Below are 15,557 nucleotides of genomic sequence, written 5' to 3' on the forward strand. Positions count from 1 at the left end.
CAGCATCGATCGGCGGCCGGTGAACGGGAGAGAGAGCATGCCGAAGCTTCTGGTCGCGGGTGCGACCGGCGTCACCGGAACCGTGCTGGTGCAGCATTTCGCGGCGCTGCCCGACTGGCAGGTCGTGGCCACATCGCGGCGCCCGCCATGGCTTAATGTGCCGGGCGTCGAGCATGTCCGTGCCGACCTGACTTACGCAGCGGGCTGCGCCGCGATCTTCGGCAGCCGCAGCGACATCACGCACATCATCTACGCCGCGGTGAACGAGGACGAGGCGGACATCGTCCGCGGCTGGGACGATCCCGCGCAGGCCGAGAAGAACGTGCGGATGCTGCGCAACCTGCTGGAGCCCTTCCTTGCGCAGGCGGCAGGATCGTTCCGCCACATCACGCTGATCCACGGCATGAAAGCCTATGGCTCACACCTGCCGGAGATCCGCACGCATCTGCCCTTCAAGGAAAACGACACCACCTACGAGCAGCTCAACTTCTACCACCATCAGCAGGCCTATGTGACGGAGCGGGCCGCAGGCGGCTCCGGCTGGGACTGGACGGTGCTCCGGCCGAACGGGACGATCGGCACCGCAATCGGCGGCAACATGAACTGGTCGCTGGCGCTCGGCGTATTTGCCGCCCTCTGCGCGGAGGCGGGCGAGGCACTGCCGATGCCGCCGGGTGAGAGCGCGCTGACCGAGATCACCGATGCGGACATCGTCGCCAAGGCATGCGCCTGGGCCGCCACGACGCCGCAGGCACGCCGGCAGGTCTACAACCTGACCAACGGCGACATCCTGACGATGCACGACGTCTTCCCGATCCTGGCGGATGCCTTCGGCCTGACGCTGGGGAGCCCGCGCGCCTATCGCATCTCGGAGGAGCTGACCCGGCTCTCTCCCCTGTGGCCGGGTATGGTGCGCCGGCACGGCTTGCGCTCGCCGGAGGAGCTGGGCGCCCTGCTCGGCGCGACGCCGCAGATCGTCGACATCTGGAGCGCGGAGCTGCCGGTCGAGCGCAAGCTGCTGTCGGGCCTGTCGAGCACGATCAAGATCCGCCACGCCGGCTTTGCGGACTGCGCCGATTCGGCTGCGACGGTGGCGAAATATATCGAGCGCTATCGACAACTGCGCATCCTGCCGCCCGCCCGGTAGCTCACCCGCCGAGCAGACGTCCGATTACGGCGCGTCCTCCCCGGGACCGATCGCCGCCGCCGCCAGCCCGCGCACGTCGACCCGCGCCTTGAGCCGGGCGGCGAGCAGCGCGGTGCCGCTCACCTTGCGCTGCACGAACAGCGTTTCGACGTGCGGCACATGCCACGTTGCGCGATCGGCGATCATGGCGCGCGCCTCGTCCCGGATCACGGGCACGAAGGCGCGGTCGCCGAAGTCGAACGGACCGGGCCGGTTCATCGCCTGATCGATGGCACCGATCATGCGGTTGACCGCCGGGCGATGCGCGTCGGCCGCCGCCGCACCGAGGAAGCCGGTCTCCACCGCCACGTCGCGCACACGATCGAGATCGCGCGCCAGCCCGGCCTCGATCAGCCGGCGATAGGCGTCGCGCGTCTCCGGCGGCACGGCGCGTGTGGCCCCAAAATCGAGCAGGACGAGCGCGTTGCTATCCGGCTGCCAGCGATAATTGGCGAAGTTCGGGTCCGTCTGCATCACGCCGAACGCGAACAGCTCCCGCAGCACGAGCGTGACGAGCGCCGTCATCGCCGTGTCTCGCGCCGCCTGGGGCGCCTCCATCAGCGCCTCTATCGGCCGCCCCTCGACATAGGTCATCGCCAGCACGCGCCGCGTCGTCAGCGCGTCCACCAGCTCCGGCACCACGTAGCGCGAGTCTCCGGCCAGCCGCGCGGCATAGGCGCGCAGCTGCTCGCCCTCCCGGACATAATCCGCCTCCTCGGACAGCTGGCGCTTGGCCTCGGCGAGCAGCGGCTTGAGATCTACACTCGGCGGCAGCACGCCCGACACCCGCAGCAGCGTCGCGACATTGTCCACATCCGCATCGATGCTCTCGGCGACGCCCGGATACTGGACCTTCACCGCCAGCACGCGCCCATCCGGCAAAGTGGCGCGGTGCACCTGGCCGATCGAGGCGGCCGCCATGGGCGACGCCTCGAAGTGGCGGAAACGGCGGCGCCAGTCCGCGCCCCATTCCTGCCGCAGCACACGGTCGAGCTGGGCAGGCGGCATGCGATAGGCCTGGTCGCGCAGGCGGGCGAGGATGGCCGACAGTTCCGGCGGCAGCAGGTCGCCCGCGTCCATCGAGATCATCTGGCCCAGCTTCATCGCCGCGCCGCGCAGATGCGCGAGACGATCCGCCACCCGCGCGGCATTCGCCGGCGTCAGCACCAGATCGCCGACGCGCGGCCGCTCGCCAGCCGCCAGGCGCCGGGCGCCCTCCGCGATCATGCCGCCGGCGACACCACCCGCCAGCCGCCCGAAGCCGCCCAGCCGCGCCAGCCGCCCGCTCGGCACCGCGCGGTGCCGCGCATCCTTTCCATCATCATCGCGCATGGCAGCAGAACGTCGCGAGGCGGCGCCAGGGTCCGGCCCGCCATGGATGCGGCAAGCATTGCATCCGCGATGTCGGCTGTACCTATGAACGTCATACATTCGACCCCATATGGCGCCCATGAGCATATCCGAGACATACCGCGCGAACGCGGCCGAGCAGCGGGCACTCGCCGCGGGGACCAGCCTGGCGAACCGCAAGGCGATGCATGAACGCAGCGCCGAGACATGGGACGCGATGGCGCTTTCGGCGGAACAGAATGCCGCACTGACTGCCGCGAATGCCGCGGCGAAGGTCGGGGTCTAGCCGACGCCTGCCGCGTCGCCACCGACGTCTTAGAGACGTCCTAGTTCCTGAACAGCACGCGGAACTCATCCTGATCGCTCGGGACGGGGCTGTCAGCCATGCACCGTCTTCCCTTGTTTCAGCATGGCGACGATGTTGGCGATCCGCTTCGCGCGGGTCTCCGCCCGCCGTGCGGTGTTGACGCGGTAGAGGATGGCGTAGCGGTTCGCCCCGCTCAGCCCGGCGAAGAAAGCCGCCGCCGCTGGCGTCATGTCGAGCGCTGATTGCAGGTCGGGCGGCACGACGGCGGTGCTCGCCGGCGGATAGGCGGCTTCCCAGCGCCCATCGGCGCGGGCCGCCTCCACCTCGGCCAGCCCGTCCGGCGTCATCAGCCCCGCCGCGATCAGCTCCAGCGCGCGCGTGCGGTTCACCTCCGACCAGTTGCTGGCCCGCTTGCGCGGGGTGAAGCGGGCGAGCCAGCTTCCCTCATCATATTTGTTGAGCTGCCCGTCGATCCAGCCGTGGCAGAGCGCGGCATCGATCGCCTCCGGCTTGGACAGCGTGACGAGGGCAGCGCCCTTCTTGGCGAAGCGCAGCCATGCGCCCTTGCTGTCGCGCGGCTGGGCGGCCAGCCAGCCGACGAAGCCCGCCTGATCGGCGAAGGTCAGGATCGGCAAGCCGGCGCGGGTCTCGGGATCGCTTTCGGGCATGAGGACAACGTGGCGGGCGGAAGGCAGGCTGTCCATGGTGCCCTTGCCGGGTCGATCAGCCGTCAGCGGCGGGTCAACGCTCGAACACACAGACACCGTCGATCCAGGTCGCACGGACGCCCGCTTCGTCGAGGATGACGAAGGATGCGGCCCCCCCCGGCGCGATGCGGCCAAGTCCGGGCAGGCGCAGGAAGGCAGCGGGAGTCGCGCTCGCCATCTGCAATGCCGTTTCGATCGGCACGCCGAGCATCGCCACCGCGTTCCGCACCGCCCGCGCCATGTCGAGGTCGGAGCCCGCCAGCGTGCCGTTGCTGTCCACCAGTCGCCCGTCCAGCGTCTCGATGCGGCGACCCTGCAGCTCGAAGTCCGATCGGTCACCGCCCGTCGTCGGCATCGCATCGGTCACCAGCATGAAGCGGTCGTGCGGCTTGCAGCGCATCGCCAGCCGCATCGTCGCCGGGTGGACGTGAAAGCCGTCGACGATCATCGCGCACCAGCTGTCCGCCCGTCCGAGCGCCGCGCCGACAGTGCCCGGCTCCCGGCTGCCGAGCGGGGACATGGCGTTGAACAGATGCGTGAAGCCGCTCAGCCCCGCATCCATCGCCGCGCAGATCTCGTCATAGCGGCCGTCCGTATGCCCCGCCGCCACCACCACACCCGCCGCGACGAGGCGGCGGATCGTCTCGGGCGTCGTCCGCTCGGGCGCGAGCGTCACCAGCGTGCGGCCATGGCGCAGGCCGGTCAGGGCGGCATATCCGTCCTCGTCCAGTTCGCGGATATGCGCGGCGGCGTGGATGCCCTTGCGCGCCACGTTGATGAACGGACCTTCGATATGGATGCCAAGCACCCCCGGCACGCCCGCCTCGATCGCCGCATCGACGGCAGCGATCCCTCTGCGAATGACGTCCAGATCATCGCTGATGAGCGTCGGCAGAAAGCCGGTGGTGCCGTAGCGGGCATGCGCGCGGCCGATGGCGGCGATGGCTTCGACGCTCGGATCGGCGTTGAACAGCACGTCACCGCCGCCATTCACCTGGCTGTCGATGAAGCCGGGAGCGAGGATGGCACCGCCGAGATCGACGATCTTGCCGACCTGCGCACCCGTACCGACCGCGGCGATGCGGCCGCCGTCGATGCCCACGTCGACGCCCTCGTGCAGCGCGCCGTCGATCAGGATGCGCCCATTGGTGAAGGTGACGGCCATCAGACGGTCTCGGTCACCTTGGCGAGATGCGGCGGGCGGTCCGGATCGAAGCCGCGACACACCGCTAGTGCGTTCGCCGCGCGGTAGAAGGATTGAATGGCGAGGATCGGCTGGACCGCGGGATGCGCCGCCGCAACCGGCAGGTGGATGGCACCGTCGATCGGATCACCCGCGAGGAGGACGGTGCCGCCGCGCGCGACCACTTCGCGCACCAGCGCATCGACGCCTTCGGCCGTTTCATCCGCCTGACGGAGAACAAGCAGCGGGAACCCCTTGCCGACCAGCGCCATCGGCCCATGCTTCACCTCGGCCGCGCTGAACGCCTCGGCATGCAGGCCGCACGTTTCCTTGAACTTCAGGGCCGCTTCCTGCGCGATGCCGAACCCGACGCCGCGGCCGATGACATACATGCCCTGCGCCCCCGCCAGCGTATCCACCAGCGGCGTCCAATCCGCCGTCCAGGCCGCACGCAGAGCATCCGGCAGCGCGGCCAGCGCACGGGCAAGCGCCTCATCCCCGGTCCACGCGGCCGTCAGCTGCGCAATGGCGGCGAGCGCGGCAATATAGGATTTGGTCGCGGCGACGCTCGTCTCCGCGCCGGCATGGAGCGGCAGCACCGTGTCCGCCAGAGCCGCCAACGGCGAGCCGGCGACGTTGACCAGCGCCAGCGTGCGTGCGCCCGCGTCGCGCGCCGCCTGGAGCGTCGCCACAATGTCTGGGCTCTTGCCCGATTGCGAGATGCCGAGCGCCAGCATCCCTTCCCCCACCGGCGCTGCGCCGTAGACGGAGGCGATGGACGGGGCGATCGAGGTGGTCAGCACCTGCGCGCGCGTCTCGAACAGATATTTGGCGTAGGTGGCGGCGTGGTCGGAGCTGCCGCGCGCGCAGGTGGCTATGCCGCGTGGGGGCGAGCGGCGCAGCGATGCGGCGAGTTCCGCCACCGTGACGGCATTGGCCGCCGCCTGCCGCTCCACCACGTCCGCTGCTTCGGCGGCCTCGGCGAACATCCGCGTCGCTTGCGCATCGATCATGGTTCAGCCCCTGATGTTCAGTTCGGCAACGAAGTCATAGGCGTCGCCGCGATACCAGCTGCGCGTCGCCTCCACCGCCCGACCATCGTCGAGGAAGCCGCGCCGCTCGATGAACAGGCCCGGTGCGCCCGCCTCCACCTTCAGCAGCTTCGCCTGCTCCGGCGTGAAGGAGACTGCGCGAAGCCGCTGGAGCGCGCGCACCGGCCGCATGCCCGATGCCTCCAGCGCAGCGTAGAGCGACGTGTCGACCACGTCCGTCCCGTCGAGCGCGAAGCCGGGGATGGTCGCATATTCCAACGCCATCGGCAGATCGTCGGCGTAACGGATGCGGTTGAACCGGTAGACCGCACTACCCGGGCTGAGGCCGAGCGTCAGCGCCTCGTCGGGCGTCACCGCGCCTTCCGCGCGCGACAGCCATTCGCTGCGCACGCCGCGGCCGCGCGCGGCCATGTCCTCGGAAAAGGAAGACAGCTTGGAGAATTGCTTCTCCACCCGTCCGGCGACGAACGTGCCGGCGCCCTGCCGCCGCGTCAGCCGCCCTTCGCCAACCAGCGCGTCGAGCGCCTTGCGCACGGTGATGCGCGAGATCGCGAAGTCGGTCGCCAGGTCGCGTTCGGGCGGCAGCGCCTCCTGCGGCTTCAGCACGCCACGATCGATCGCGTCGCGCAGCGCATCGCGCAGCTTGGCGTAAAGCGACCCGCGTCCTGCCTCGTCCAACGGCCCGATCAGTTCGGCCAGATTCGCCATCAATGCTCCCCGCCTGTGGCCGCCATATAAGACCAATAGCAGACCACTTGCCAAGCCACTTTCTTGATTGTGACCGGATTGTTGCGAAACCGGCTTGACGAGTTCCAATTCGCAGCGGATGGTTCGCGTATTGGTCTGGCAATGGTATTAGTCAGGCAAGACCACACAGGCTTGATCTCGAACAGGGGAATCGGAAATGGCCATCAGGGGAGTGTTCACCGCCACAGCCAGCCTGCTTGCGCTGATGGCCACCGCCGCCGCCGCGCAGGATAGCGCGCCGAGCGACACGCCGTCCTCGGGCGCGGTCCGGCCGGGTCCGAGCGATACGGGTTCGGGCGATGCGGACGAGATCGTCGTCACCGGCATCCGCCAATCGCTGCGCGCCTCGATCGACGCCAAGCGCAACTCCGATGTCGTCGCCGACATCATCTCCGCCGAGGATATCGGCAAGTTTCCCGACAAGAACGTCGCCGAAGCGCTGCAACGCATTCCGGGCGTCGTCATTAACCGCACCTTCGGCGAAGGGGAGCGCGTATCGCTGCGCGGCACCGCGCCGAACCTGACCAAGACGCTCGTCAACGGCCACTCAATCGCAACCGCCGACTGGTTCATCGAGGATCAGCTCGCCGCCACCCGCTCGTTCAACTATCTGACGCTGCCGGCCGAGATCGTCGGCCAGCTCGACGTCTACAAGAGCCCGCAGGCGGATGTGGAGGAAGGCGGCATCGGCGGCACGATCAACGTCCACACGCGCCATCCGCTCGATCTGGCCGCCTTCTCAGTCTCCGCGTCCGCACAGGCGGTCTATTCGGAGCGGTCTGACAAGTTCGATCCGCAGGCATCGGGGCTGGTCAGCTGGAAGAATGCGGACGAGACGTTCGGCGTGCTGGTCGGCGGCGTCTACCAGAAGCGCCGGACGCGGCGCGACGGCGTGGAGATCCTCGGCTATACCGCGACCACGGTCGGCGGGCAGACGGTGCAGGTGCCGTCGCTGATCGGCTCCGCCTTGTTCGAGCAGAAGCGCGAGCGCATCGGCGGCAATGTCGAGCTGCAATTCCGCCCGACCGAAACGCTCGAGGTGATTGCGACCGGCCTCTACTCGCGCTTCAACGCCGACAACTTCAACCGCAACTTCATGGCCTGGGGCTCCAACGCACTGGGCGGCGGCGGCACGCTGACGGGCGCGCAGGTGCAGGACGGCTACGTCACCGCAGGCACGATCACCTCGACGCCGACCGGCCGCGCAGTCGTCTACGACGCCATCTACCGCGAAGCGCTGGCGCAGACCTGGTCGGCCGATCTGGACACAACCTGGAAGCCGACCGATGCGGACACGGTCCACATCAAGATCGGCTACACCAAGGCGAAGGGCGATACGGCGAACCAGCCCTTCTACGAAGGCGGTGCACCCGGCAGCTTCACGTTCGACTATACGGACGGCCGGGTGCCGGAAGTCAGCTTTCGGGGGATCGATCCGGACAATCCCAGCAGCCTGATCTTCGACTTCGCCTCGTTCCACAACATCGGCAATCGGGACAAGGAGAAGTATGCCTATGCCGATTGGCAGCATGATCTGGATCTGGGCCTTCTCTCCTCGATCAAGGTCGGTGCCAAATATACCGACCATGATCGCAACACCTTCTTCCTTGCGACCACCTATGGCGGCTTCTTCGTCCCGCTCTCGACCACTGGCTGCGGTGGCCGCGGCTGCACCTCCGCCGATTTCGACGGCGGCTCGACACCCGGCGACTTCCTCGAAAATATCGCGCGTCCGGGTACGCTGACGAGTTACTGGAACGTCGATGCCTCCGCGCTCGCCAGCGCCATTGCCGCCCTTCCCGCCAGTGCCAGGGCGCGCATCCCCAACCCGCCCGAAAATTTCGCGATCAACGAGAAGACCTATGGCGGCTATGCCATGGCGAAGCTTGGCCGCGCGGGTGACGACTTCCACGGCAATTTCGGCGTGCGCGTGATCCGTACCGAGCAGCGCTCGGCAGGCAATCTGCTCGGCGTCGCACCGACCACGCCGGGCGCCGTCACCGACAATGCGTTCGGCGTCTACCTGCCGATCGAGGTGAAGCGCGCCTATACGGATATCCTGCCCAGCGTGAACCTCGCGCTCAATCTCACGCCGGATCTGGTCGTCCGCTTCGGCGCTGGCCGCACCGTGGCACGGCCGGACTATACCGACATCGTACCGCGCGTGAGCCTCAACCCCGGCGCACTGGCCGGCGACGGCGGCGACCCCAGCGTGCAGCCGTACCGCGCCAACGGTGCCGATCTCAGCATCGAGTGGTATCCGGATCGCGAGACGATCTTTGCCGCCGCGCTCTATTACAAGGACATCAAGTCCTACATCGTCAACCGCACGGTGCAGGAACGCTTCCCGGTCGAAACCTCGACGCCCAACCTGTCGCGCTGCACGCCCGCAGGCACGGCCAACCCGAACCTCTACAACTGCCTGTTCGACATCAACCGCCGGTCGAACGGATCGGGCGGCACCAACAAGGGCATCGAGCTGCAGGCGTCGCGGCGGATCTGGGGCCCGATCGGTGCCATCGTCAACTACACCTATTCGGACGCGAGCTCGGACAGCGGCGATCCGATTCCGGGCAACTCCAAGCATGCGCTGAACGTCACCGGCTATTTCGAGAATGACTGGTTGTCGGCGCGGCTCTCGTACAATTACCGCTCCAAGTTCTTCATCAACATCGACCGGGCGGCGCAGCTGAACCAGGCCGCAACGGAATCGCTCGACGGATCGATCAATCTCCGGCTCACCGACAACATCGCGCTGACCGCCGATGCGGTGAACCTGACGAACGAGAAGATCCGCCAATATGCCGGCATCAGCACCGCGTTCCGCGCGCGCTATGACAATGGCCGCATCTTCTATGCGGGCGTGCGCGTGAAATACTGATCGGCCGACCGCCGGGGCGGCGCGCTTGCCGTGCCGCCCTTGCCCCTGCACACCCCGATGATGGACCGGGGCCAAGCGGATAGACGCAGATGTTGAGCCTTTTCGTCGCCGCCGCGCTGGCGGGGATGCCGCCGAAACTGCTTCCCCGTCCCTCGGCGATGACTGTGCAGGCGGGCGGCGTGCCGATCACGACGGTGCGGATAGACGGAGGCGGCGATGCGGCGGAGCGCCTGACGCAGCTGCTTGCGACGCAGCGCATCGGCTCCGCGCCGACGGGCTATGCCGTGCGCTTCCGCCGCGTGGCTGGACTGCCCGGCGAAGGCTATCGCCTGACGACTGACGAGGACGGCGCGACGATCAGCGCGTCGGATGATGCCGGTGCCCTCTATGGTGCCGTCACCTTCTGGCAGCTGGTGACGCAGGACGCCGCGCACCATCTGCCCTTCGTCGCGATCGAGGATGCGCCGCGCTTCGCCTGGCGCGGCGTGATGCTGGATAGCGCCCGTCACTTTCAGTCGCCCGCCTTCGTCCGCTCGCTGATCGACTGGATGGCGGCCAACAAGCTCAATCGGCTGCACTGGCACCTGGTCGACGATCAGGGCTGGCGCATCCAGATCAGGAAATATCCCCGCCTGACCGACGTCTCCGCCTGGCGTCGGCCCGCCACCGCACCCGGCGCTCCGCCCCTGCCCGCTACCGGCGGCTTCTACACGCAGGACGAGATCCGCGGCATCGTCGCTTATGCCGCGGCCCGTAACGTCACGATCGTGCCCGAGATCGAAATGCCCGGTCACGCCGTCTCGGCGATCCGCGCTTATCCGAAGCTCGGCATGGGCGTGCCCTTGCCCGACAATGTCTGGTCCGATTGGGGCGTCTATCCGTGGCTCTACAATACGGATGAAGCGACGTTCGGCTTCCTTGAGGACGTGCTCGACGAGGTGATGACCCTGTTCCCGTCGCCGTGGATCCATCTCGGCGGCGACGAGGCGGTGAAGGACCAGTGGAAGGCCGATCCCGCCACGCAGGCGCGGATCAAGGCGCTCGGCCTGAAGGACGAGAATGCGCTGCAAGGCTGGTTCATGGCGCGGCTCGGTGCCTATCTCGAGCGTCACGGCCGCCGCATGATCGGGTGGGACGAGATCCTTGAGGGCGGGGTGCCGCGCGATGCGACGATCATGTCGTGGCGCGGCGTCGATGGCGCGCTTGCCGCCGCCAAGGCCGGGCACGATGCGATCCTCAGCCCCGCCCCCACGCTCTACCTCGATCATCGCCAGGGCAGTGGGGCGGACGAACCGCCGGGGCGGGGCAAGGTGATCAGCCTGGCGGATGTCTACGCCTTCGATCCGGCACCGCCATCGCTCGACGCGGCCACCCGGCGCCACCTGCTCGGCCTGCAGGGCAATCTCTGGACGGAGCATGTCCGCACCGAGGCGCGCGCGGCATGGCAACTCTTCCCCCGGGCCAGTGCGATCGCCGAGATCGGCTGGTCGACCACGCAGGACAGCTATGCCGGCTTCGTCGATCGGCTGTCTCCGCACCTCGCCCGGCTCACGCCGCTCGGTCTCGCCGCCGCCGACAGCGCCTTCCGCGTGCCGCCGCCGGCAGATTTCGCGCCCTGCACCGACAAGCTCGTCCTGAACCTTGAGGATGATTATCCCGCGGCCGGTCCCCGCGCTCGCTTCGTCGTCGACATCCTCAATCCCTGCTGGCTGCGGAAAGGTGCCGGCGGCGCCCGCCGGATCGCGCTCACCGTTGGGCAGTTGCCGTTCAACTTCCAGCTGGGTGCGGACCGCGCCAAGATCACCTTCCGTCCGCCCGCGACGCCCGCAGGCGAGTTCGAGGTGCGCGCGGGCTGCGACGGAGAGCGACTGGCGGTGCTGCCGCTGGCCGAGGCCGCGCGGCACCCCGGCATCACCCGAATCGAGGCGCCGCTGGCGCGCTCGGCGGACACGCTCTGCATCACCTATACGGCGAGGGGCCCTGATCCGCTGTGGGGGCTGGCCGGGGTCGAGCTGCTGCCATGAGCGAGGTGACGCTGCACGCGCCGCTGGCCGGCCTGCTGGTGCCGCTCGGCGCCGTGCCCGATCCGGTGTTCGGCGAGGGCATGATGGGCGACGGCTTCGCCATCGACCCGATCGAAGGCGTGCTGCGCGCCCCTGCCCCTGGCCGCATCCTCTCCATTCCCGCGAGCGGCCATGCGGTGACGATGAAGCTGGAGAACGGTGTCGACCTGCTGATCCACATCGGGCTGGAGACGGTGGCGCTGAACGGCGTGGGGTTCGAGGCGGTCGCGCGTGCCGGGGATACCGTCCGCACGGGCGATCCGCTGATCCGGTTCGATCTCGACGCGGTCGGTCTCGCCGCACGAGACCTGATCACGCCGCTCGTTGCGACGAGTGACGGAGCGCGCGTGACGCTCGCGGCCCAGACTGGCCTCGTTGCCGCGGGTACGCCGATCGGCCGCGTGACCGGCACCGTCGCCGCGGCAACGGTGCGCGAAGCCGAGAGCCGGCGCGAGACGCGCGTCATCGACGTCACAGCACCGAACGGCATCCATGCCCGCCCCGCCGCACGCATCGTCGCGCTGTTGAAGCCCTACGCCGCGGAGGTCACGCTTTACCTGGGTGAGCGCAGCGCGTCCGCACGCAGCACGGTGGCGCTGCTGGCGCTTGCCGCCAAGCGCGGCGACAGGATCGATGCGGAGGCGGTCGGCGCAGACGCAGACGCAGCCTTGGCCGCACTCGCCGCTTTCGCCACCGAACGCTTCGGCGACGAAGCCTCCCCGGCCCCGACACCAGCCGCCCCGCCGCGCCAGCGCGAAGGCGGCATCTGCGCGGTGCCGGGGCTGGCGATCGGCCACGCGCTGACCTTCCGTGCGCCGGAGATCGCGGTCGAGCATGACGGCGGCGGCGTCGAGCATGAGCGCGCCGCCCTCACCGAGGCCCGCCACGCCGTCGCCGCCGGGCTGCGGGGTGAGATCGGGGAGGCGCATCGCGCCCTGCTCGAGGATCCGGCCCTGATCGCTGCAGCCGACACCCAGATCGCCGCCGGCCGCAGCGCCGGCTTCGCCTGGCGGCAGGCCATCGCGGAAGCTGCGGGCGTGCTGCGCGCCACCGGCGATGCGCTGCTGATCGAGCGGGTGGCGGATCTGGAGGATGTCGCGCGGCAGGTGATCGCTCGCCTGAGCGGTGCCGAGCCACGGGCGATGTCGCTGCCGAACGACACGATCCTGATCGCCGAGGATCTGCTGCCCTCGCAATTTCTCGCGCTGGATCGGGCGCGGCTCGCCGGCATCTGCACCGCGTCCGGTGGGCCGACCGCACATGTCGCAATCCTCGCCGCGGCGGCCGGCGTGCCGATGGTCGTCGCTGCCGGCCCGGACGTGCTCGCGATTGCGGACGGCGAGACGGTGATCCTCGACGCCGATCACGGAAGCATCGAGCGCGCGCCCGACATCGACCGGCTCGCCGCCGCCGCCGCGGCCATCGCTGCGGCGCGCGAGCGGCGGGCCGCGCAGGCGAAAGCGGCGCAGGCCCCCTGCGTCATGGCGGATGGCACACGCATTGAGATCTTCGCCAATCTCGGCTCGGTCGAGGATGCCGCCATGGCAGTGTCGGCCGGCGCCGAAGGGTGCGGGCTGCTGCGCACCGAATTTTTGTTCCTCGACCGCGCCGCCCCACCCGATGAGGCCGAGCAGCGCACGCTCTATGCCCGGATCGCCGCGGCGCTGGGCGAGCGGCCGCTGATCCTGCGCACGCTCGACATCGGCGGCGACAAGCCCGTGCCGTACCTGCCCCGCATCGCCGAGGAGAATCCGGCGCTCGGCCTGCGCGGCATCCGGCTCGGTCTCGCCCGGCCCGACCTGCTCGACACGCAGCTTCGCGCGGCCGTGTCGGCAATCCCCGGCGAACAATGCCGCATCATGCTGCCGATGATCGTCGATGTGGCCGAACTGGCCGCCATCCGCGCGCGCCTGGCCCAGGCGCTTGCCGACACCGGTCGTACCGCGCCCGTCCAGCTGGGTGTGATGATCGAGACGCCCGCCGCCGCGCTGCTGGCCGACCAGCTCGCCGCGGAAGCGGACTTCTTCTCGATCGGCACCAACGATCTGACGCAGTACGTTCTCGCCTGCGATCGCGGCAACGCCGCGGTGTCGGACAAGGTGGATGCGCTGCACCCGGCCGTGCTGCGCCTGATCGGCCATGCCGCCCGTGCGGCGGCGGCGCGCGGCCGGTGGACGGGCGTGTGCGGCGGGCTGGCGGCCGATCCTGCCGCCGCCGCGCTGCTGATCGGCCTCGGCATCACCAAGCTGTCCGCCCCGCCCGGCATGATCCCCGCGCTGAAGGCGGCCGTTCGGGAGCTATCGATGCCGGAGTGCGTCACGCTGGCGGAGCGCGCCTGCGCTGCGGCATCGCCCCACGCCGTCCGCGCATTGCTGGCGGGAGCCGCGGCATGAGGCGGATGGGCGCCCTCTTGCTGGAGCGGTGCCAGCCGCTCGGCCGCGCGCTGATGCTGCCCATCGCGGTGCTGCCGATCGCGGCCTTGCTGCTGCGGCTCGGCCAGCCGGACATGCTGGACATCGGCTTCGTCGCGGCCGCAGGCGACGCGATCTTCGCCAATCTCGGCCTGCTGTTCGCGATCGGCGTCGCGGTGGGGCTGGCGCGGGAGAATCACGGTGCCGCGGGCCTTGCCGGCGTCGTCTGCTTCCTCGTCGCGACGAAGGGAGCGGAAGCGCTGCTCGACGCGCCGGCGGGACTGGCAGACGTGGCCGCCTGGAAAGCGAAGGAGATCGCCAAGCTGAGCGTGCCCGCCGGCATCGTCTCGGGCGTGACGGCGGGCACGCTCTACAATCGCTTCGCTGCGATCCAGCTGCCGGCCTATCTCGGCTTCTTCGCCGGCCGCCGCTTCGTGCCGATCGTCAGCGGATGCGCGGGCATTCTGCTCGCCGCAGTGTTCGGCACCGCCTTTCCGTGGTTCGAGGCCGGGGTCGATACGCTCAGCCGCTGGGTGGTGACGGCAGGGCCGCTCGGCCTGTTCGTCTACGGCCTGCTCAACCGGCTGCTACTGGTGACGGGCCTGCACCACATCCTCAACAACATCGCCTGGTTCCTGATCGGCGACTTCCACGGCGCGACCGGCGATCTCAAGCGCTTCTTCGCCGGCGATCCGAGCGCCGGCGGGTTCATGGCGGGCTTCTTCCCGGTAATGATGTTCGGCCTGCCCGCCGCCTGCCTCGCCATGTACCGCGCCGCGGCGCCCGGCCGCCGCAAGAGCGTGGCGGGCCTGTATCTCAGCCTGGCGCTGACTGCCTTTCTGACGGGCGTGACCGAACCGATCGAGTTCAGCTTCCTGTTTCTCGCCCCGGCCCTGTTCCTCGTCCACGCGGTGCTGACGGGCGTTGCGATGGTGGTGATGGCGCTGCTGGGGGTGAAGCTCGGCTTCGGCTTTTCGGCGGGCCTGCTCGATTACGTGCTGAACTTCGGGCTCGCCACCCGGCCGCTGCTGCTGCTTCCGATCGGCCTGGCCTATGCAGCGCTCTACTACGTCGTGTTCGGATGGTGCATCCGCCGCTTCGACCTGAAGACACCCGGCCGCGACGCTGAGGCGGCTGCACTCTCCACTGTGAGCGGAGATCGAGCGGCCGCAATGATCGCCGCCTTGGGCGGGCGCGACAATCTGCTGGAGATCGCTGCCTGCACCACCAGATTACGCCTCGTCGTGCAGGATCAGGCGCGCGTCGCCGACGACACGCTCCGCAGCCTGGGTGCCCGGGGCGTCGTGCGCCTCGCGCGCGGCGCGGTGCAGGTCGTGATCGGCACGGAAGCGGACCAGCTTGCCACGGAGATGCGCTCCCATCGCGGACAGACGACAGCGCGGACCGCCATCGACCTGCCCCGGATGCGCCTCGCGCTCGAACCTGCGGGCGTCACGCGGATCGAGCGCCGTGGCCAGCGCGTGATCGCCCTGTGCACGCGGCCCGAAGCGGCGGACCTGGACGCGCTCCGATCCGCAGGCGCACTGGGCGTGACGCGCACGCCGTCTGCGGTCCACCTTCTCGCGGAGTGGAGTGACGCGGATACGCCGGCGCTGCTGCCGGCGAACCGCGGCGGGCAAGCAGGAGATCAGCGGATCTCCGCTGCTTGA

At 69.3% G+C, this 15,557-nt stretch carries 11 protein-coding genes; 6 read left to right on the forward strand and 5 right to left on the reverse strand.

Annotated elements, in window-relative coordinates; translation table 11 throughout:
- Window positions 1-37 precede the first annotated feature (37 nt).
- The gene (locus BM360_RS07065; protein WP_093312804.1) at window positions 38-1,147 is read left to right on the forward strand and encodes an NAD-dependent epimerase/dehydratase family protein; all 1,110 of its coding nucleotides are present in this window, start codon (window positions 38-40) and stop codon (window positions 1,145-1,147) included.
- 24 nt (window positions 1,148-1,171) lie between these two features.
- Here the strand turns inward: BM360_RS07065 and BM360_RS07070 are convergent, their stop codons facing one another.
- Window positions 1,172-2,518, reverse strand: coding sequence for an ABC1 kinase family protein (locus BM360_RS07070; protein WP_093312806.1), 1,347 nt, complete (start codon window positions 2,516-2,518; stop codon window positions 1,172-1,174).
- Window positions 2,519-2,636: 118 nt separating this feature from the next.
- Here BM360_RS07070 and BM360_RS07075 point away from each other — a divergent pair, with 118 nt between their 5' ends.
- Window positions 2,637-2,822, forward strand: a complete 186-nt coding sequence (locus BM360_RS07075) for a hypothetical protein (protein WP_093313852.1) — start codon at window positions 2,637-2,639, stop codon at window positions 2,820-2,822.
- 92 nt (window positions 2,823-2,914) lie between these two features.
- Here BM360_RS07075 and BM360_RS19855 read toward each other — a convergent pair whose 3' ends face one another.
- Genes BM360_RS19855 through BM360_RS07095 form a run of 4 tightly spaced genes read right to left on the reverse strand, consistent with a single transcriptional unit; the run spans window position 2,915 to window position 6,493 of the window.
- Window positions 2,915-3,547, reverse strand: a complete 633-nt coding sequence (locus tag BM360_RS19855) for a YdeI/OmpD-associated family protein (RefSeq protein WP_242653348.1) — start codon at window positions 3,545-3,547, stop codon at window positions 2,915-2,917.
- Window positions 3,548-3,584: 37 nt separating this feature from the next.
- A complete protein-coding gene (nagA, locus tag BM360_RS07085) occupies window positions 3,585-4,715 on the reverse strand; it encodes an N-acetylglucosamine-6-phosphate deacetylase (RefSeq protein WP_093312810.1) in 1,131 nt (376 codons plus the stop codon).
- Window positions 4,715-5,746 carry an SIS domain-containing protein gene (locus BM360_RS07090; protein WP_093312814.1) on the reverse strand — a complete coding sequence of 344 codons (1,032 nt, stop codon included), beginning with the start codon at window positions 5,744-5,746 and terminating at the stop codon, window positions 4,715-4,717. Before BM360_RS07090 ends, nagA begins: the two co-directional genes overlap by 1 nt.
- 3 nt (window positions 5,747-5,749) lie before the next feature.
- A complete protein-coding gene (locus BM360_RS07095) occupies window positions 5,750-6,493 on the reverse strand; it encodes a GntR family transcriptional regulator (protein WP_093312816.1) in 744 nt (247 codons plus the stop codon).
- 196 nt (window positions 6,494-6,689) lie between these two features.
- Between BM360_RS07095 and BM360_RS07100 the strand changes: the two genes are divergently transcribed.
- From BM360_RS07100 to nagE, 4 genes are all read left to right on the forward strand, one after another.
- Window positions 6,690-9,413, forward strand: coding sequence for a TonB-dependent receptor (locus tag BM360_RS07100; RefSeq protein ID WP_093312819.1), 2,724 nt, complete (start codon window positions 6,690-6,692; stop codon window positions 9,411-9,413).
- An 89-nt stretch (window positions 9,414-9,502) separates the two neighbouring features.
- Window positions 9,503-11,437 carry a beta-N-acetylhexosaminidase gene (locus tag BM360_RS07105; RefSeq protein ID WP_093312823.1) on the forward strand — a complete coding sequence of 645 codons (1,935 nt, stop codon included), beginning with the start codon at window positions 9,503-9,505 and terminating at the stop codon, window positions 11,435-11,437.
- Window positions 11,434-13,869: a phosphoenolpyruvate--protein phosphotransferase gene (gene ptsP / locus BM360_RS07110; protein WP_093312827.1), complete on the forward strand. Its 2,436-nt coding sequence runs from the start codon at window positions 11,434-11,436 to the stop codon at window positions 13,867-13,869. Before BM360_RS07105 ends, ptsP begins: the two co-directional genes overlap by 4 nt.
- Complete coding sequence (gene nagE / locus BM360_RS07115; protein WP_093312829.1) at window positions 13,866-15,557, forward strand: N-acetylglucosamine-specific PTS transporter subunit IIBC; 1,692 nt, start codon at window positions 13,866-13,868, stop codon at window positions 15,555-15,557. Before ptsP ends, nagE begins: the two co-directional genes overlap by 4 nt.

It is taken from the genome of Sphingomonas jatrophae (assembly GCF_900113315.1).
GTDB classification, from domain to species: domain Bacteria; phylum Pseudomonadota; class Alphaproteobacteria; order Sphingomonadales; family Sphingomonadaceae; genus Sphingomonas_P; species Sphingomonas_P jatrophae.